This window comes from Duganella vulcania (assembly GCF_009857655.1).
GTDB lineage: Bacteria > Pseudomonadota > Gammaproteobacteria > Burkholderiales > Burkholderiaceae_D > Rugamonas > Rugamonas vulcania.
On the sequence record NZ_WWCX01000030.1, the window covers coordinates 31,097 to 49,377 of the forward strand.

General features: G+C 63.9%; 9 protein-coding genes. 4 read left to right on the forward strand and 5 right to left on the reverse strand.

What is annotated here, in order from left to right; genetic code table 11:
- Window positions 1-35: 35 nt before the first annotated feature.
- On the forward strand, window positions 36-1,541 hold the full coding sequence (locus GTP90_RS17495; RefSeq protein WP_161084755.1) for a putative bifunctional diguanylate cyclase/phosphodiesterase: 1,506 nt from the start codon (window positions 36-38) through the stop codon (window positions 1,539-1,541).
- On the opposite strand, the gene GTP90_RS17500 is transcribed toward GTP90_RS17495, so the two are convergent.
- Together GTP90_RS17500 and GTP90_RS17505 are read right to left on the reverse strand one after the other, a co-directional pair.
- Window positions 1,538-4,090, reverse strand: coding sequence for an MGH1-like glycoside hydrolase domain-containing protein (locus GTP90_RS17500; protein WP_161084756.1), 2,553 nt, complete (start codon window positions 4,088-4,090; stop codon window positions 1,538-1,540). The genes GTP90_RS17495 and GTP90_RS17500 overlap by 4 nt on opposite strands.
- A complete protein-coding gene (locus GTP90_RS17505) occupies window positions 4,087-5,937 on the reverse strand; it encodes a glycoside hydrolase family 13 protein (protein WP_161084757.1) in 1,851 nt (616 codons plus the stop codon). The genes GTP90_RS17500 and GTP90_RS17505 overlap by 4 nt, the downstream gene beginning before the upstream one ends.
- A 470-nt stretch (window positions 5,938-6,407) precedes the next feature.
- Between GTP90_RS17505 and GTP90_RS17510 the strand changes: the two genes are divergently transcribed.
- Both GTP90_RS17510 and GTP90_RS17515 read left to right on the forward strand, forming a co-directional pair.
- The gene (locus tag GTP90_RS17510) at window positions 6,408-9,128 is read left to right on the forward strand and encodes a TonB-dependent receptor (protein WP_254451913.1); all 2,721 of its coding nucleotides are present in this window, start codon (window positions 6,408-6,410) and stop codon (window positions 9,126-9,128) included.
- Window positions 9,129-9,224: 96 nt separating this feature from the next.
- On the forward strand, window positions 9,225-10,775 hold the full coding sequence (locus GTP90_RS17515) for a tryptophan halogenase family protein (RefSeq protein WP_161084758.1): 1,551 nt from the start codon (window positions 9,225-9,227) through the stop codon (window positions 10,773-10,775).
- A 6-nt stretch (window positions 10,776-10,781) separates the two neighbouring features.
- On the opposite strand, the gene GTP90_RS17520 is transcribed toward GTP90_RS17515, so the two are convergent.
- From GTP90_RS17520 to GTP90_RS17530, 3 genes are all read right to left on the reverse strand, one after another.
- Entirely contained in the window at window positions 10,782-12,293 is a 1,512-nt protein-coding gene (locus GTP90_RS17520; RefSeq protein WP_161084759.1) for a tryptophan halogenase family protein, read from the reverse strand.
- Between the two features lie 91 nt (window positions 12,294-12,384).
- Window positions 12,385-14,220: a M2 family metallopeptidase gene (locus GTP90_RS17525; RefSeq protein WP_161084760.1), complete on the reverse strand. Its 1,836-nt coding sequence runs from the start codon at window positions 14,218-14,220 to the stop codon at window positions 12,385-12,387.
- Window positions 14,221-14,282: 62 nt separating this feature from the next.
- Complete coding sequence (locus tag GTP90_RS17530; protein WP_161084761.1) at window positions 14,283-16,730, reverse strand: glycoside hydrolase family 31 protein; 2,448 nt, start codon at window positions 16,728-16,730, stop codon at window positions 14,283-14,285.
- A 176-nt stretch (window positions 16,731-16,906) separates the two neighbouring features.
- Between GTP90_RS17530 and GTP90_RS17535 the strand changes: the two genes are divergently transcribed.
- The gene (locus tag GTP90_RS17535; RefSeq protein WP_161084762.1) at window positions 16,907-18,232 is read left to right on the forward strand and encodes an MFS transporter; all 1,326 of its coding nucleotides are present in this window, start codon (window positions 16,907-16,909) and stop codon (window positions 18,230-18,232) included.
- Window positions 18,233-18,281: the final 49 nt, after the last annotated feature.

Genomic DNA, 18,281 nt, shown 5'->3' on the forward strand with positions numbered 1-18,281 from the left:
ATGCTTCCCTCTTCCCCGGGACGGAAAGGGACAGCATGAACAGTCTATTGCCGGTACTGGCCGGCGTTGCATTCAGTCTGCTGGCGCTGTGGTACGGTGAACTGCGGGTGCGCGGCATGCGCGCCCGCTGCGCTCAGCTGCAATCGGCGCTGGAGGCCCACCGCGACGCGGAAATGCGGCTGGACTACATCGCCCACCACGACAACCTGACCGGCCTGCCCAACCGGCTGCAATGCCAGTTGCAGCTGGAGCATGGCATCGCCTACGCACGCCGGCATGGCAGCCTGCTGGCGGTGTTGTTTGTCGATATCGACCATTTCAAAGCCATCAACGACACGCTCGGCCACGATGCCGGCGACCAGGTGCTGGTGCAGTTCGCGCAGCGCCTGCGCCAGTGCGTGCGCGAGGTGGACACGGTGGCGCGCCAGGGTGGCGACGAGTTCATCGTGCTGTTGACCGAGCTGCGCTGCGCGCAGGACGCGCAGCAGGTGGCCGACAAGATCAACGCGGCGATCGCCTCGCCGTTCCTGGTCCACGGCGAGACGCTGGCGGTGGCCGCCAGCATCGGCATCGCCGTCTATCCCGACGACGACCTGGACATCGAGGCGCTGCTGGAGAAGGCCGACCTGGCGATGTACGCGGCCAAGCAGCGCGGCAAGGGCGCCGGGGTGCGCTTCGCGCCCAGCATGCAGGCCAAGGCGTACTCGCGGGTGGTGCTGGAGACCGCGCTGCGCCACGCGCTGGAGCACGGCGAGTTCGTGCTGACCTACCAGCCCAAGCTGAATCTGAACGAGCAGAAGATCACCGGCGTCAAGGCGCTGCTGCGCTGGCGTCATCCGGAACTGGGGCTGGTGATGCCGCCGGACTTCCTGCCGGTGCTGGAGGACAGCGCGCTGATCCTGCCGGTGGGCGCGTGGGTGCTGGCCACCGCCGCCGCCCAGGCGCGGCGCTGGATGGAGCTGGGCCATCCGCTGGCGGTGTCGGTGCATCTGTCGCAGCGCCAGTTCTACCAGAAGGATATCGCCGGCGTCTTTGCCGACATCCTGGAGCGGGCCGGCGTGCCGGGGCGTTACATCGAACTGGAAATCACCGAGGGCATGTTGATCGACAAGAACCAGAATTGCGAGGCTGTGCTGCGCCAGTTCAAGGAGCTGGGCATGCGCATTTCGATCAGCGATTTCGGCACCGGCTATGCGTCGCTCAATTACCTGCGGCGCTTCCCGGTAGATATGGTGAAGATCAACAACTCCTTCGTTGACGACCTGCGCCGCACGACCCTGCATCCGGCCGAGCGCCACGGCGACGGCAGGGCGGCGGACGAGGGCGCGATGGTGCGCGCCATCATTGCCATGGCCCACACGCTGAACATGCAGGTGATCGCCGGCGGCGTGGAAACCGGGGAGCAGCTGGACCAGCTGACGGCGATGGGCTGCGACGAAGCCTTTGGCTTCTGCCTGAGCGCCGCCGTGCCGCCGGACGAGCTGGAGACGCTGCTGGTGAACCGCCGCCGCCTGGCGGCGCCGGTGGACGCGACCGGTTAGCCGCCGCCTGCCGCGCCCGCGGCGCGCGGCAGCGGCATGATGCGGACGCCGTGGATATCGAATCGGTTCGATGGCCCCTTGACGCCGCCCGCATCGCCATAGGTGGCGTTACTCTGCAGGTAGCTCATGTTGTAGAAGTCGCCGAGCTCCATGCGGTAGCTGCCCGTCTTGAGCGCCGCCTTCAACGGCGTCGACCATGACGGCCCGGCGTTGGCCGGCGAATGCGGCAGCGCCACCACGCCCTGCGCGACGACCGCGCCGTTGCCGTCCTTGAGCGTCATCCACTTCACGCCGCCGCTGATGCCCAGGTTGACCTGGTGCGCGGTGTTGCGGTATTTGAGCTGCAAGGCGTAGTCGCCGTCGCGCTCGACCTTGATGTCCCGCACCGCGAAGCTATCGGCCGGCGCACCCCAGCCGCCGATATGGCCGTCGGCCTCGGCCACGCTCGATTGCACACGACTGTCGCCGGCGCCGATCTCCATGCCATCGTTCAGGCAGACCGGCGCACTATGATGGCTGCGGTTACCCGAGCCGGCATACATCGCCTCCACCGAGTAGCACAGGTTATCGCTCTCGCCATGGCCCGGCAGCGTGGCGCGGCGGTCTGCCCACGTCTTGGCGCTCAGGCGCTGCGTGGCCAGCTTGCCGTTGCGGTAGACGTTGTAGACCACACCTTTGCCGGCGCCTTCAAGATGCAGCGTCGGGAAACCGTAGGTCCCGCGTTCCAGCTTGACGATGCGCGGCTCCGGCGGCGCATACACGGCAGGACTGGCCGCCAGCGGTTGCGCATCCACGCTGCGCTTGAGCTGCTGACCGGCCACCAGCTTGCCGAGCCGGACCTCGATGACATTGTCCTCGGCCAGCGCCGACCAGGCCAGCGAAGCCGACGCCGGCTTGCCGTTCAGCGTGACGGCATCGACTTCGTAGTAACCGTCGCCACGCGCTGCGGGCGGCAGCGACAGCCTCACCTGCACACGCTTGCCGCGCAGCGCCAGGTTGTTCAGCGTGACCGCATCGCTGCCCGCGAACGCCTCGCGCCGCAGCCTGGCCGTCACGAACGGACGCAGCGCGATGCCGTCGTCCGTCGTCTGCACGCCGAACACGCCGCCCACCACCATCCCCAGGTAAGCGCCGACGGACCACAACTGCCGGCGCGAGTCCACCACCGGCCCGCTCAGGTCATGCTGCCCGTCGCGGTCCTTCAGCATCGGCTGGCCCGACAGCCACTCCAGGTTCTCCATGTTGGACAGGTTGAGCGCCGCGCCGCGCATCAGCGTATCGTAGGCCGCATCGGCAACGGCGACGTTGCCGCTCATCGCCGCCGCCTTCAGGCCGAAGGCTGTCACGAACGGCCACATGGCGCGGTTGTGATAGATCGCCACGCCCGGCTGCTGCGGATAGATCACCGGTGCCCCGAGCGGGCCATGCGGATAATGCGCCAGGATGCTCTCGGCCTGCTTGCGGTCGGCGATGCCGGTGACGATCGCCAGCGATTGCCCCAGCCAGTCGTACTTGTACATCGGCACGCCGTCGAAGTGGCCGGCCGTCAGGCTGCTGTACATGCCGGCGTCGGCCTGCCACAGGCGCTGGTTGATGGCGCGCTTCAGATCCGCCGCCCACGCCGCGTACTTGTCCGCCAATGCCGCATCGCCTTGTTCCCGCGCCAGCTGCGCCGCCAGCGTCAGCGCCTTGTAATGTCCGGCGTTGGTGGACAGCGCCTTGGACGTCGCCATGTTGGCCAGGTCGCCCGCGATCCAGTTCGCATAGCTTTGCTCGCGCCAGTCGAGAAAGGATTCCTCGCCGTTGTACAAGCCATCCGCCGTATCGTAGACGGCGAGCCGGTCGTTCTCCAGCGTGTTGGACAGCGCGCGCAGCGCGGTCGCCGCGAAGGCCTTGCGTTCATCAGGCGCCAGCGCCTTCAAGGCCTCCTCCGCGCCGAAGGCCCAGCTGACGCGGTCCGTGCTGACCGGCCAACTGCCGCCGCTGCCGGTGTCCTGGATGATCTGCAAACCGTCGGCGCTTCCTGCGACATGCGCGCCCGGCCGCACGCCATCGCGATAACCGGACAGCTTGAACTCCAGCGAATTGCGCACGCGGCGCGGGTCCAGCATGCCCAGTCCCAGCGAGGCCGCATAGGACAGGTCGCGCGTCCACACGTAGTGCCACAACTCTCCGGTCTCGAAGCAATCGCAGGCGATGGGCTTTCCGCTGTTATAGCTGCCGTCGCGGATCTCGCGGACCGAGTCCTGCTTCATCTCCGCGCCGGCCAGCGCGAACAAGGCATCGAAGGCCAGGTTGCCGCTGCGGACGGACGGCAGCCCCTCCGCCTCAGCGTAGTTGATCTCCTGCTTGCCGCCGTCGCGCACGCGCATCGTGGTCGATTGTTTATAGCTGCGCTGCTGGGCGCCGGCGTCCGGCGTGGTGTAGCGCACGGTCTCCTGCTTGCCGTCCCAAGTGGGATAGCTGGTGCTCAGCGTGGTGGCGGCGCTGGCCGCCAGCGCGGGCAGGGCGAGGGACAAGGCGCCAAGGCGGCGGCGGGACAGCTTCATTGTTCGATCTCCAGTATCAGCGCCGAGCGCGCGGGCAGCGTCACTTCGCCATCGAGCGCAACGCGCTTGCCGCTGATGACGTCGACGCCGGCGCGCACGCCGTTCAGCATCTCATGGAAGCGCGCGGTTTTCAGCACAGTGTCGGTGGTGTTCTTGTTCAAGGCTACCATGACTTTTTTGGCGCCGTCGTAGCGGAAGTAGACGTAGGTGTTCTGCTCCGGCCCGTAGTGCATCATCTTCCCGTGATGGATCACGGATGCGCCCTTGCGCCAGTTGAACAGCTTCTTCACATACGCCTGCGCGGCCGCCTGCTGCGCGCTCAACCCCGCGCCGGTGAAGGCGTTGACCGCGTCGCCGCGCCAGCCGCCGGGGAAGTCGCGCCGGTAGGACGCATCGTCGCGGCCCTTGGTGGTGCTGGTCATCTGAATCTCCGTGCCGGCGTAGAACTGCGGGATGCGCGGCGCCGTCGCGACGAAGGCCATCGCCATGCGGAACAAACCGTCGTCCGCATTGAGCTCGCTGTAGATGCGCGACATGTCGTGATTCCCTTCGAACAGCACCAGGTTGCCGGCGTTCGGATACAGATAGTCCTGCGACAGCGTCTCGTACAGATTGGTCAGCCCATGCTCGGCGCCTTCCGGCGCGGCCAGCGCGCGGCGCATCGCATCGGTCAGCGGGAAGTCCATCATGCTCGGCATGTGCGACTCGTAGCCGTTGAAATTGCGCTTGCCCTCCTGCCAGTGCGCCACCACCGGGATCAGCGGACTCCATTCCTCGCCCACCAGGTTCAGCTTCGGATACTCCGCCATCACGCTGCCGGACCAGCGGCTCAGGAAGGCGGTGTTGGAATAGCCGTAGGTATCGACCCGCAGTCCGGACAGGCCCGCATACTCGATCCACCAGATATCGTTCTGGATCAGATAGGTCGCCACATGCGGGTTGGCCTGGTTCAGATCCGGCATGCTCTCGACAAACCAGCCCTCGGTGAAGTTGCGCTTGTCCTCCTCCGACGCGTACGGATCCTGCAGCGCTACCCGATGGTGCTCGGTCGGCACGAACTTGCCCTGGTAGGTCAGCCAGTCCGCCATCGGCATGTCCTGCATCCACCAGTGCTTGTCGCCGATATGGTTCAGCACCACGTCCTGGATCACGCCCAGGCCTTTCGCGCGCGCCTGCGCGACAAAGGCGCGGTACTCCTCGTTGCTGCCGTAGCGCGGATCAATGCGGTAATGGTCGGTGGTGGCGTAGCCGTGGTAGGAGTAGGCCGGCGAATTCGATTCCAGCAGCGGCGTCGGCCAGACGGTGGTGAAGCCCATGCCGGCGATGTAGTCCAGATGATCGGCCATGCCGCGCAGGTCGCCGCCATGGCGGCCGGAGGCGTCGGCGCGGTTGGCGCGTTCCGTCATGCCGGCCGCGTTGTCGTTGGCGGGATCGCCGTTGGCGAAGCGGTCCGGCATCACCTGATAAATGGCGTCGCTGCTGTTGAAGCCGGCGCGCTGGGCCGAGCCGGCGGCGCGCGCCAGCAGCTGGTAGTTGTAGTGTACGGCTTGGCTATCGCGCTTGAACACCAGGTCCATCTTCCCCGGCGCGGCGTTGGGCGCGATCTCCAGGTTGACGAACAGGTAGTTGCGGTTGGCGACCCGCTCCACCGAGGCGATGCGCACGCCGGGGTAGGCCAGCGCCGGCTCCAGGTCGGCGATCCGTGGCCCGTGCACCATCAGTTGCAGCGCGCCGTTGTGCATGCCGGTCCACCACAGCGGCGGGTCCATGTGCTCGATGCGGTAATTGCCGGCGTGGGCGATGAACGGCAGCGCTGACAGCAGCGCGGCGGCGAGGATTTTGCTCATGGTGTCTCCATCAGGTAGTCGGACTACAGCTGTTTTTCTGTGCAGTTCCGCCCGAGAATACTATGAAAGAGTCGGGTCATCAAATGCAGGATTCTAGTTTTAGTACATTTCATTGTTGAGCCTGTCTTAAAATTATCCGTGCAGCAACTTTGCCGTGGCGGCGGCGTCGGAAATGCTACGTATCGAAGTCCCATTCAGGTCAAATATGTAGTTCCACTACACTTTCAACAGCCTGCTTCTGTAGCCGAAATACAACGCGCACGGCTTTTTCACGGGCCGCCCAAGGGCAGGCACCACTCTGCGGGCGTAGCGCGGCTGAAGTCTGATTGACACAGAATCTAGTTTTAGTACAAAATTCTTCATAGAACGTCTTTTAGAACGTTTGCAATCCTTGGAACCCGTGTAGTCGATGGTGCGAGAGCAGGCTGTAGTTGTCGCGGGTGTGTTTTTAGACGAGTGAGGGACATTTGATGATGAAATCCACCAACCAGCGCGGCGCAAGCCCTGCTCCGACCAGCGTTGCATTTAAATTAAGCCCGGTAGCCGCCGGCTGCGCAATGCTGCTGTCCGCCATTTCCGGTTCCGCCTACGCGCAAGACGCGACTGCCGGCCAAGCCGCCGACGCGCCTGTCATCCAGACGGTGAAAGTGTCCGGTATCCGCCGTGGTATCGAAGACGCGATCTCCGTTAAAAAGAATTCCGAATCCATCGTTGAAGCGATTTCCGCTGAAGACATCGGCAAGCTGCCGGACGTGTCGATCGCCGAATCGCTGTCGCGCCTGCCAGGTGTGGCCGCGCAACGCGTGGCCGGCCGCGCCCAGGTGCTGAGCATCCGCGGCCTGGCGCCAGACTTCTCGACCACCACCCTCAATGGTCGTGAACAGGCGTCCACCGGCGACAACCGCAGCGTCGAATACGACCAGTATCCATCGGAACTGATCAACGGCGCCGTGGTCTACAAGACCCCTGACGCATCGCTGGTTGGCCAGGGCCTGTCGGGCACCGTCGACCTGCAGACCGTGCGTCCGCTGGAGTTCCCGGGCCGCACCATGGCGATCAACGTGCGCGGCGAGAAGAACTCGCTGGGCAAGCAGAACGCCGGCTACAAGGACAAGGGCTACCGCCTGAGCGGCATCTATATCGACCAGTTCAACAACCGCACCCTGGGTGTGGCGGTTGGCTACGCCCGCCTGGATTCCCCTGGCCAGTACCAGAAGTGGAGCAGCTGGGGCTACGGCATCGATCCGAAGACCGGCAGCACCACCGGCCTGGCCAACTCCGGCAACGAGATCGACGCCGGCTCGACCAAGCAGACCCGCGACGGCCTGATGGCGGTCGTGCAGTGGAAACCGAACCGCGACTTCCAGTCGATGGTCGACACCTACTACTCGAAATTCGATTCCGACACCACCATCCGTGGCATGCAGTTCGGCACCGGCAACTGGATCGGCGGCCTGACTTACGCCAACCCGGTGTTCGCCAGCTACGGCGGCACCCAGGTGCTGCAGAGCGCGACCGTGGGCGGCATCAAGCCCGTGCTGCGCAACGACCTGAACACCAACCGCGACAAGCTGTTCGCCATCGGCTGGAACAACAAGCTGCGCATGAACGAAGACTGGACCGGCATGGCCGACTTCAGCTACTCGAAGGCTGACCGCCAGGACATGATCCTGGAAACCTACGCTGGCGCCGCCAACACCGACACCGCCAAGATCGTCCGCGACAACAACACCGGCCTGCCGCAAGTGACCACCGGCCTGAACTACGCCGATCCTTCGATCGTCAAGCTGAGCGATTCGGGCGGCTGGGGCCAGGACGGCTACGTCAAGTATCCGCAAGTGACCGACAAGCTGAAATCGGCCCGCTTCTCGGCCAAGCGCAGCCTGGACGGCATGTTCAGCAACCTGGACATCGGCGTCAACTTCACCAAGCGCGACAAGACCCGCCAATCGGCGGAGATGTTGGTCAACCTGAAGAACGGCCGCACCCCGATCGGCGTGCCGTCCAACCTGATCCAGGACCCGACCTCGCTGGGCTTTGCCGGCATCCCTGGCATCATGGCCTACGACATCATGGGCGCCCTCAACAGCGTGTACACGCAGACGCCTAAGATCCACCAGGACATCTACAACAAGGACTGGCTGGTCAGCGAGAAGGTCTCGACCGCCTACGCCAAGGTCGGCATCGACGACACCTGGGGCGTTCCGGTGAAGGGCAACTTCGGTGTGCAGATGATCCACACCAACCAGAGCTCCAGCGCGTTCAACGTCGACACCAGCAACCTGAACAAGCCGAAGACCGCGGAAGAGGGCACCTCGTACAACGACTTCCTGCCTAGCCTGAACCTGAACTTCGACCTGGGCAGCGAGCAGCACGTACGCTTCGGCCTGGGCAAGACGATGGCCCGTCCACGCCTGGACCAGCTGCGCGCGTCGTCGAGCGCGTCGGTGGACACCACCAAGCTGGTCTGGTCCGGCGACGGCGGCAATCCAAAGCTGAAGCCATGGCGCGCCAACGCGATCGACCTGACGTACGAGAAGTACTTCGACAAGAGCACCTACTTCAGTGCCGCGACCTTCTACAAGAAGCTCAGCACCTACATCTACGACCAGATCCTGCCGTTCGACTTCACCAGCTATCCTAACGATGGCGTGACGCCGAAATCGAACATCGGCACGCTGAAGCAGCCAGCCAACGGCACCGGCGGCTCGATCAAGGGTGTGGAACTGTCGGGCTCCATCGACGGCAAGGTCCTGTGGACTGGCCTGGACGGCTTCGGCGCCACCGGTTCGATCTCCCGCACCAAGAGCGAGATCGCTCCGGACGGTCCTGGCACCACCGGCGCACTGCCTGGCCTGTCGCGCACCGTGTCGAACGTTCAGTTCTTCTACGAGAAGTCGGGCTACTCGGCACGCGTAACCCGCAGCGAGCGCTCCAACTTCCGTGGCGAAGTGACCGGCTTCGGCGCCGACCGCACCTTCACCGACATCAAGGGCGCCGCGCAAGTGGACTTCCAGGTTGGCTACGAGTTCAAGGAAGGCCAGTACAAAGGTCTGTCGCTGCTGTTCCAGGTGATCAACGCGAACGACGCCGCCTACCAGACCACCCTGAGCAACGGCACCCTGAAAGTGCCGGGCGAGTACACCAAGTACGGCCGCACCATGCTGCTGGGCCTGAACTACAAGATGTAATTCGGACCGGTCCAAAACACCCCCTGTCAGCAGCAGCCGGCAGGGGGTGTTTTTTTTCGTGCACAATATCGGACAATACAAAAGCTGGAGACAAGCATGCAGCACAATCAAGCGGACCGCCGCATCAAGCAGATACTGATCGTCGGCGGCGGCACCGCCGGCTGGATGACGGCGGCGGCCATGTCCAAACTGCTGGGCGGCCATTACCAGGTGCGCCTGGTGGAGTCGGACGAGATCTCCACGGTCGGCGTGGGCGAGGCCACCATTCCGCAGATCAAACTGTTCAACCAGGCGCTGGGCATCGACGAAGACGACTTCCTGCGCGAGACGCAGGGCACCTTCAAGCTGGGCATCCAGTTCGTCGACTGGGGCCGGCTGGGCGAGAACTACATCCACACCTTCGGCAGCATCGGCCAGGACATGGGGCTGGTCGAGTTCCACCACTACTGGCTCAAGCTACACCAGGCAGGGCTGGCGCCGGACTTCGGCGCCTACTCGCTGGCGGCGGTGGCCGCGCCGCAGAACAAATTCATGCGTGCGGTTGATGCCGGCAACTCACCGGTGTCGCACATCGCCCATGCTTTCCAGTTCGACGCCGGCCTCTATGCCCGCTACCTGCGCAAGTTCGCCGAAGCGCGCGGCGTGGTCCGCACCGAGGGCAAGATCGCCGACGTGATCCTGCGCGAGGGCGACGGCCATGTGGCGGCGGTGACGATGGAGAACGGCGAGCGTATCGAGGCCGACCTGTTCATCGACTGCTCCGGCTTCCGTGGGCTGCTGATCGAAGGCGCGCTGAAAACCGGCTACGAGGACTGGACCCACTGGCTGCCGTGCGACCGCGCGCTGGCGGTGCCGTGCGAATCGCGCGGGCCGGTCACGCCGTACACGCGCGCCACCGCGCGCACCGCCGGCTGGCAGTGGCGCATCCCGCTGCAGCACCGCATCGGCAATGGCCACGTCTACTCGAGCAAATACATCAGCGACGACGAAGCCACCGCGCAGCTGCTGGCGAACCTCGACGGCGCGCCGCTGGCCGAGCCCAAGCCGCTGCGCTTCGTTACCGGCAAGCGCAAGAAAATCTGGAACAAGAACGTCGTGGCGATCGGCCTGTCCAGTGGCTTCATGGAGCCGCTGGAATCGACCAGCATCCACCTGATCCAGTCAAGCATCGCGCGCTTGATGAGCTTTTTCCCGGACCGCGATTTCAACCAGCAGAACATCGACGAATTCAATCGCCAGGCGCACTTCGAAGTCGACAAGATCCGCGATTTCCTGGTGTTGCACTACCACGCGACGGAGCGTGACGACACGCCGTTCTGGAACTACTGCCGCACGATGGAAGTGCCGGAAAGCCTGAAGCAGAAGATGGACCTGTTCAAGCAGCACGGCCGCTTCTACCGCGAGAAGGACGAGATGTTCGCGTCCGTGAGCTGGTTGCAGGTGATGCTGGGTCAGGGCATGCGGCCGCAGTCCTACCACCCCTTGGTGGACCTGTATCCGCAGGAGCAGATCGAGGCCCACCTGCGCGCCATCAAGACCGTGGTGGAGAACTGCGCCGCCAAGATGCCGGGCCACGAAGACTTCATCAACGCCCACTGCGCATCGGCGGCGATGCAGATGAAGCGGCCCAACTACGGCATGCGCTAAGCGTTTTTACAGCGGTGGCGCCGCGCAGCACGAGGCGATGTATTCCTCGTGCGTCGGCATATGCTCGGCGCAGCGCAGCACCACCTCCTTGACGTTGCCCAGGAAGGCGGCGATGTCCTCCGCTGAGCGCTGGTCCACCAGCGGGTGGTAGCCCTTGGCACGCAGGCCCTGGCCGTGCATCACCTGCAGCCAGCTGGTTTCGGTGAACAGTTCATCGCTGCCCCGGATGATGCGGCCATTGCTGCGGTACAGGTCCATGCGCCGTTGCAGCGTGGCCGGTATCTCCATGTTGCGGCAGTAGTCCCAGAACGGCTTGCCCTCCCGCGCATTGAGCTTGTAGTGCAGGATCAGGAAGTCGCGGATGGCGGCGTATTCCTCGTCGGTCGCCTGGTTGAAGGCGTCGATGTCCGGCTGGTCGTAGCCCTTGTGCGGGAACATCGTCAGCAGCCGCGTGATCCCGGTCTGCACCAGATGGATGCTGGTCGATTCCAGCGGCTCCATGAAGCCACCCGCCAGGCCGATGGCCACCACGTTCTTGTTCCAGGCGCGTTTGCGCTTGCCGGTGGTGAAGCGCAGGTGACGCGGTTGCGCCAGCGGCTTGCCGTCCAGGTTATTCATCAGGATGGACTCCGCCTGTTCCGCCTCCATGAATTTGCTGCAGTAGACGTGGCCATTGCCGATGCGGTGCTGCAGCGGGATGCGCCACTGCCAGCCGGCGTCGTGGGCGGTGGAGCGGGTGTAGGGCAGCAGCGGGCTGACGGATTCGCACGGCACGGCGATCGCGCGGTCGCACGGCAGCCAGTGCGACCAGTCCTCGTAGCCGGTGTTGAGCGCGCCCTCGATCAGCAGGCCACGGAAGCCCGAACAGTCGATGAACAGGTCGCCCTCGATGCGCTCGCCGTTTTCCAGCACGATGGCCTGGACATGGCCGTCGTCGGCGCGCAGCACGGTTTCAGTGATGCGGCCCTCGGTGCGGCGCACGCCGCGTTTTTCGCTCAGGCCGCGCAGGTATTTGGCGTACAGCGCGGCGTCGAAGTGGAAGGCGTGGGAGATATCGGACAGCGGAGAGCCCGTGCTGTCGCTGACGGCGCGCAGGAACTTGTTCTTGCGGGCGGCGACGGTGTTGATCGAGTAGTGTTCGATGTCCGGTACCTGGCCGTCCTGGTACAGTTTGAGCCAGTACTGGTAGAACTTGGCGAGCAGCTGATCGCGCCCGATCACGCCGAAGCCGTGGATGTAGGAGTCGCCTTGCTTGCCCCAGTTGACGAATTCGATTCCGAGTTTGAAGGTGCCCTGGGTCTGGCGCAGGAATTCGTTTTCGTCGACGCCGATCAGCTGGTTGTAGCCACGGATGACCGGGATGGTGGCCTCGCCGACGCCGATGGTCGATATCTCGTCCGACTCGACCAGGCGGATCTTGCATCCGTTTGAAATCAGCGTAGACAGCGCGGCGGCGGTCATCCATCCAGCGGTGCCGCCGCCGACGATGACGACGTTCTTCACCAGTCCAAGACCCATTTTATCTCCTGAGGTTATATGTGTAGTTATATGATTTGGCACCCTTCGATGGGGTGCCAAATCATTAACTTAACATACACTCAGGAGTGGCTTACTTCTTCTCCGCCGCGGCGAAAGCTGCGTTCTGCGTATCGAGCCAGGTTTTCAGCGGCGCGAAGTAGTCGAGCAGCGCGCCGCCGTCGATCTTGTCCTCGCCCGAAATCGCCTTCAGCGCTTCAGGCCACGGCTTGCTCGCGCCCATCGCCAGCATCTGCTGCAGCTTGGCGCCGGCCTTGGCGTTGCCGTACACCGAGCAGCGATGCAGTGGACCCGTGTAGCCGGCCTCGCGGCACAGCGCGCGGTGGAACTGGAACTGCAGCATATCGGCCAGGAAGTACCGTGCGTACGGCACGTCCGCCGCCACGTGGTACTTGGCGCCGGCATCGAAGCCCGCGCCGCTGGCGTCGATGGCGACAGGGCGCTTCATGCCCATGTACTGCTCGCGCAGCTGCCACCAGCTCTTGTCGTAGTCGGCCGGCTTGGTCTTGCCGGAGTAGACGTCCCAACGCCATTTGTCGACCGAGTAGGCGAACGGCAGGATCGCGACCTTGCTCAATGCGCGCTCCAGCAGCTGGCCGATGTCGGCGTCGGCATCCGGCGCCTTGTCCATCAGGCCGACCTTCTGCAGATAGTTCGGCGTGATCGACAACGCGACCGTGTCGCCGATGGCTTCATGGAAGCCGTCGTTGGCGCCGTTGCGGAACAGGAAGGGCTGCTTGGTGTAGGCGAGGAAGTAGTAGATGTGACCCAGTTCGTGGTGGATCGTGGTGAAGTCCTCGGCCGTCGGCGTGATGCACATCTTGATGCGGACGTCGTCCTTCTCGTTCAGCGGCCAGGCGGAGGCGTGGCACACCACGTCGCGGTCGCGCGGCTTGGTCAGCAGCGAGCGTTCCCAGAACGACTCCGGCAGCTTCTGCATGCCCAGCGAGGTGTAGAAGCGCTCGGCGTACTGCGTCATTTGCTTGGCGTCGGTCTTGCGCTCTTCCAGCACCTTGGTCAGGTCGAAGCTGCTGGCGCCCGTCGCAGGCTTCAGGATCGGGTACAGGTTGGTCCAGCTCTGGCTCCACATATTCCCGAACAGGTGGGAAGGAATCGGGCCGGTGAGCGGCACCACGTCCGGGCCGTAGGTCTGGCGCAGCTTGTAGCGGGTGTAGGTGTGCAGCGCTTCATACAGCGGCTTGACCTGCTGCCACAGGCGTTCCATCTCGGCGGAGAAGGCCTCCGGTGGCATGTCGTACTGCGCGCGCCACATCGCGCCGGTATCGACAAAGCCCATCTGCTTGGCGCCCTTGTTCGACAGGGCGACATACTCGATGTATTTCTGTTTGTAGGACGGCGATTGCGCGTGCCAGCCGGTCCACATTTCCTTCAGCTTGGCCTCGTCGCGGCTGTTGGCCAGGACCTTCTCCATTTCGCCCAGCGCCATGCAGGCGTCGGCCGTGCCGTCGGGCTTTTTCGGGCAGTACTTGGCTTTGCCGTAGGCGCCGTTCATCGCGGCCTGCAGCTGCGCGTATTGTTCGCGTTCCTTCGGATCGGCGAAGACCAGCGTCTGCTGCAACAGCATCATCTTGCGCGCCGATTCGGCCGGCAGCTTCAAGCCGTTGAAGCGGCGCGCGCCGATCGCCGCCTCGCCGGCCGCCGTCAGATAGCGTTCGGCGAAGAAGGAGGCGATGGCTTCCGTGTCGTCGGTGATGAAGTTGGAACCGACCCAGGCGCCCCGGGACTGTTCGTTGTTGAGCTTATTGAGTCGCTCTTCGGTGTCGGCGAGAAAACGCTCGGCTTCCGCGACGGTTGGTTTTTTTGCGGGGGCAGCCAGCACGGTGGTGCTGGCGGCTGTCATGGCGCTAAGCGCGAACAGCGTGCTGATGATTTTTGGTGACACTGGCATCTCCCTTGTAGTCTTGTATGGCCATCGAACCGGTCGATTCGATGGCCGACAATCATACACGCTTACAGGGTGACGACGACACTCCGGGCAGGCTGATTGCTGGCCGGCAGCTGGATGTTCAGCACCTTGGCCGCTTCGTCCCAGACGAAGATGACAGGCTTGCCTTCGACGCGCACCAGCGACGGGTGGGCCGTCACGTTATGCACCTGCAGCGCGATGCTGCGCTCGGGACGTTCGTACTGCTTGCCCACTTCCGATGCGATGCGCAGGGTCAGGCTGCGGCCCTGCAGCTTGCTGGCGAAGTGCAGCAGTTCGTACTTGCCTTGTTCGTAGGCTTGCGCGGTGGCGCCGTCGTCGTCATATAGCTTGCCCGCGCCAGCGCCGACCGAGGCGTCGTGGTAGTAGTGCAGTTCGAGTTGTTTGGTCGAGTAGTCGCGCGTGGTCTGCACCACCTTGACCATCGGGATGAAGGCGCCGGCGCGCACGTAGACCGGCACGTGGTCGTCGCTCAGCTTCACCGACTCGGTGGCGCCGCCGGCGTGCCTCTCGCCGCTGTAGAAATCGAACCACGCGCTGCGCGCCGGGAAGTAGACATCGGCTGTCGTCGCGCCTTGCTTGAGCACCGGCGTGACAAGGAAGTCCTTGCCCCACAAGTAGGTCGACGACATCGCGCGCACCTTGGCGTTGCCCGGTTCCTCGTACAGCATGGGGCGCATCAGCGGCAGGCCTTTCTGGTTGTTGTCGAAGCCCAGCGTGTAGTTATACGGCAGCAGGCGATAGCGCAGGCGGATCGCCTCGCGCGCCAGCGCCTTGGTGCGGTCTTCGCGATAGACCGGCTCCGGTGGCACCTCGTCCTGCGCGTGCGGGCGGAAGATCGGCTGGAATACGCCGTACTGCAGCCAGCGCGTGTAGAGCTCATTGTCCAGCACCGGGTTGGCGAAGCCGCCCAGGTCCGAGTGCATATAGCCCGTGCCCTGCATCCCCATCTGAAGCGAGATCTCGGGCTGCGCCTGCAAACCGCCCCAGCTCCGGTCCACATCGCCGGACCACGGGATGATGCCGTAGCGCTGCGTGCCCGAGTACCCGGCGCGCATCAGGATGAATGGGCGCTCGTTCGGGAAGTCCTGCTGGTAGCCTTCCGCCACCAGCTTCGCCCATTGATGGCCGTAGATGTTGTGCACCTGGTCGGCGCTGCTGGTGGCGTGGCGCATGGCGGTCGGGTGGACTTCCGGTTCGCCCAGGTCGCCCCACACGCCGGTCACGCCCTGCTGGCGCAGGCCCTTGTAGATGTTCCAGAACCAGTCCTTGCCCGGCTTGCCGAAGATGTCGATCAAGCCGGTGTGGCCGAAGTAGAAGTCGTAGGCCAGCGGTGCGCCGGCGGCGTCGGTGCCCAGCACCTTCTGCTCGACGGCTTCCTTCCATTTGCCGGACGTATCGAGAATAAAGGGCTCGGTGATCACCACCGTCTGCACGCCTTTTTTCTGGAAGTCGGCGATCATGCCGGTGGGGTTGGGGAAGCTGTCCTTGTCCCACGCCAGGTTGCCCATCGTGCCCTTGATCTCTTTACCGAACCAGAACAGGTCGAACACGATGGCGTCGAGCGGGATATCGTCGGCGATGAATTTGTTGACGGTGTCGCGCGCGACGGCCTCGTTGCGGTAGCCGAATCGCATCGCGAAATTACCGAAGGCCCAGCGCGGCGGCAACGGTTGTTTGCCGGTCAGGCTGGTGTAGTTGCCCACCACGTCCTCCCAGCTGTCGCCGGCGATCACCTGGTAGGTCTTGCGGCCGCCGATGGTTTCGTAGGTCAGGCTGTCGTTCTTCTTGCTGTCGAAATCGAGGTAGCCGGTTTGTGGATTGTCGAAGTGGATCGCGTACATCTTCGACGACAGCGCCATCGGAATCGCATAGCCCATCTGTTCGGACTTGTCGTCGTAGCCGTAGTGCGCCTTGTTGTACAAGGTGAAGCGATGGCCACGGCGGTTCATGCCCACCGCGCGCTCGCCGGCGCCGTACAAGGCCTCGTCCTTGTCCAGCGCGAACTCGATGCCTTCCAGCTCGCGCGCCTCGCCCTTGTTGATATCCTTGCTGCCGGTGGCCACGTCGTCCCTGACCTTGATGTAGCCATGCTTTTCCGCGACCAGGCGCTTGCCCTTGTAGGCATACGAAATCTGGAACGGCGACTTGGTAATGGTGACGACGATGCCGGGTGTGGCATATTCGATGCTATTCAGTTTTGTGACCAGCGTGGTCCTGACGTTGGCCGGCGCCAGCACCACCGCATGCGAGGCCGGATCCAGCTGCTCGCCGTTCGGCACGAACGTGGTTTCGACGATGCCGGCGGAGTAGGGCTTGATGACGTAACTGCCGTCGCTGGTGTGGACTTCCAGCTGGCCGTCGCGGCGGGTGACGCTGTCGAAGTGGCGGCCGGCGTTTTGCGCGTGCCCGGCCTGGCCGGCGACCAGCAGCGGCAAGACTGCCGCAAGTTTTGCGATGGAATTGCTTTTCATGTAAGTGTGGTGGTCTCTGAGGTTGTTATGATTTTGTTGTTTGGCTACATTTGACTACAAAATTCTGCCCTTGGGATGGCTTGTTTCCTTTATTTTACTGGGAAACTCTTTCAATTGACACGCACCGGCCTGCGTGTTATTTTGCTACAAATTCAAAATAATCCGGGACGCGCAGCATGCAATCTTCCAGCAGCAAGCCCATACTGTCGTTTTGGCAGCTGTGGAACATGAGCTTAGGCTTCTTAGGCATCCAGTTCGGCTTTGCGCTGCAAAACGCCAACGTCAGCCGGATCTTCTCCACGCTGGGCGCCAATCCCGACGACTTGCCGTTGTTCTGGCTCGCGCCGCCCGTGACCGGACTGCTGGTACAACCGATTATCGGCTACCTGAGCGACAACACCTGGCACCCGACCTGGGGCCGCCGCCGCCCGTTCTTCTTTGTCGGCGCCTTGCTGGCATCGATCGCGCTGTTCCTGATGCCGAATTCCTCCGCGTTGTGGATGGCCGCCATCGTCCTGTGGCTGCTCGACGGCGCGATCAACGTGTCGATGGAGCCGTTCCGCGCCTTCGTCGGCGACAAGCTGGGACCTTCGCAGCAAACCGCCGGCTTCGCGATGCAGACCTTCTTCATCGGCTGGGGCGCGGTGATCGCCTCGCTGCTGCCGACCATCTTCACCCATCTGGGCGTGAGCAACGTGCCGGTCGGCGGCGCCATTCCCGACACCGTGCGCTACTCGTTCTACAGCGGCGGCGCGATTTACTTCCTGGCCGTGCTGTGGACCGTGCTCACCGCGAAGGAAACGCCGCCAGACGACATGGAAGCCTTCCGCGCCGAGCAGCGCCGCACCAAGGGCCTGGGCCACGCGCTCAAGGAAATCCTCGGCGGCTTCCTGCGCATGCCGAAGACCATGGTGCAGCTGGCGGCCGTGCAGTTCTTCACCTGGATCGCGCTGTTCGCGATGTGGATCTACACCACCAACGCCATCGGCGAAAACGTGTTCGGCACCACCGACGCGCAATCGGCCGCGTTCCAGAGCGCGGGCAACCATGTGGGCGTGATGTTCGCGGTGTACAGCGGCGTGTCCGCGCTGGCCGCCTTCATCCTGCCTATCCTGGCGCGCATGACCAGCCGCAAATTCGTCCACATGAGCTGCCTGACGATCGGCGGCATCAGCCTGTTCAGCATCTACGCCATCCATGACCTGAACATGCTGTTCGTGCCGATGGTCGGCGTGGGCATCGCCTGGGCCAGCATCCTGACCATGCCGTATGCGATCCTGGCCGGCGCGCTGCCCGCCAAGCGCATGGGCTACTACATGGGCGTCTTCAATTTCTTCATCGTGATCCCGCAAATCGTCAGCGGCCTGCTGCTGGGTTATGTGACCAAGTACTGGTTCGCCGGCCATCCGATCAAGACCCTGATGCTGGGCGGCGTATGCATGGTGATGGCTGGCGCGCTGACGCTGGCCGTGCGCGATAACGCCGATCCGGTAGCCCGCTGAGGTAAGATTGTTCGCTTGACCATGTATTTGCGCGCCGCAGTTTCGCCGG

Excerpts from the sequence above, each read along its gene's own strand:
- GTP90_RS17530 (WP_161084761.1), bottom strand. The coding sequence starts at position 16,730 with ATGAAAAGCAATTCCATCGCAAAACTTGCGGCAGTCTTGCCGCTGCTG.
- GTP90_RS17510 (WP_254451913.1), top strand. The coding sequence starts at position 6,408 with ATGATGAAATCCACCAACCAGCGCGGCGCAAGCCCTGCTCCGACCAGC.
- GTP90_RS17525 (WP_161084760.1), bottom strand. The coding sequence starts at position 14,220 with ATGCCAGTGTCACCAAAAATCATCAGCACGCTGTTCGCGCTTAGCGCC.
- GTP90_RS17505 (WP_161084757.1), bottom strand. The coding sequence starts at position 5,937 with ATGAGCAAAATCCTCGCCGCCGCGCTGCTGTCAGCGCTGCCGTTCATC.
- GTP90_RS17520 (WP_161084759.1), bottom strand. The coding sequence starts at position 12,293 with ATGGGTCTTGGACTGGTGAAGAACGTCGTCATCGTCGGCGGCGGCACC.
- GTP90_RS17495 (WP_161084755.1), top strand. The coding sequence starts at position 36 with ATGAACAGTCTATTGCCGGTACTGGCCGGCGTTGCATTCAGTCTGCTG.
- GTP90_RS17515 (WP_161084758.1), top strand. The coding sequence starts at position 9,225 with ATGCAGCACAATCAAGCGGACCGCCGCATCAAGCAGATACTGATCGTC.
- GTP90_RS17500 (WP_161084756.1), bottom strand. The coding sequence starts at position 4,090 with ATGAAGCTGTCCCGCCGCCGCCTTGGCGCCTTGTCCCTCGCCCTGCCC.
- GTP90_RS17535 (WP_161084762.1), top strand. The coding sequence starts at position 16,907 with ATGCAATCTTCCAGCAGCAAGCCCATACTGTCGTTTTGGCAGCTGTGG.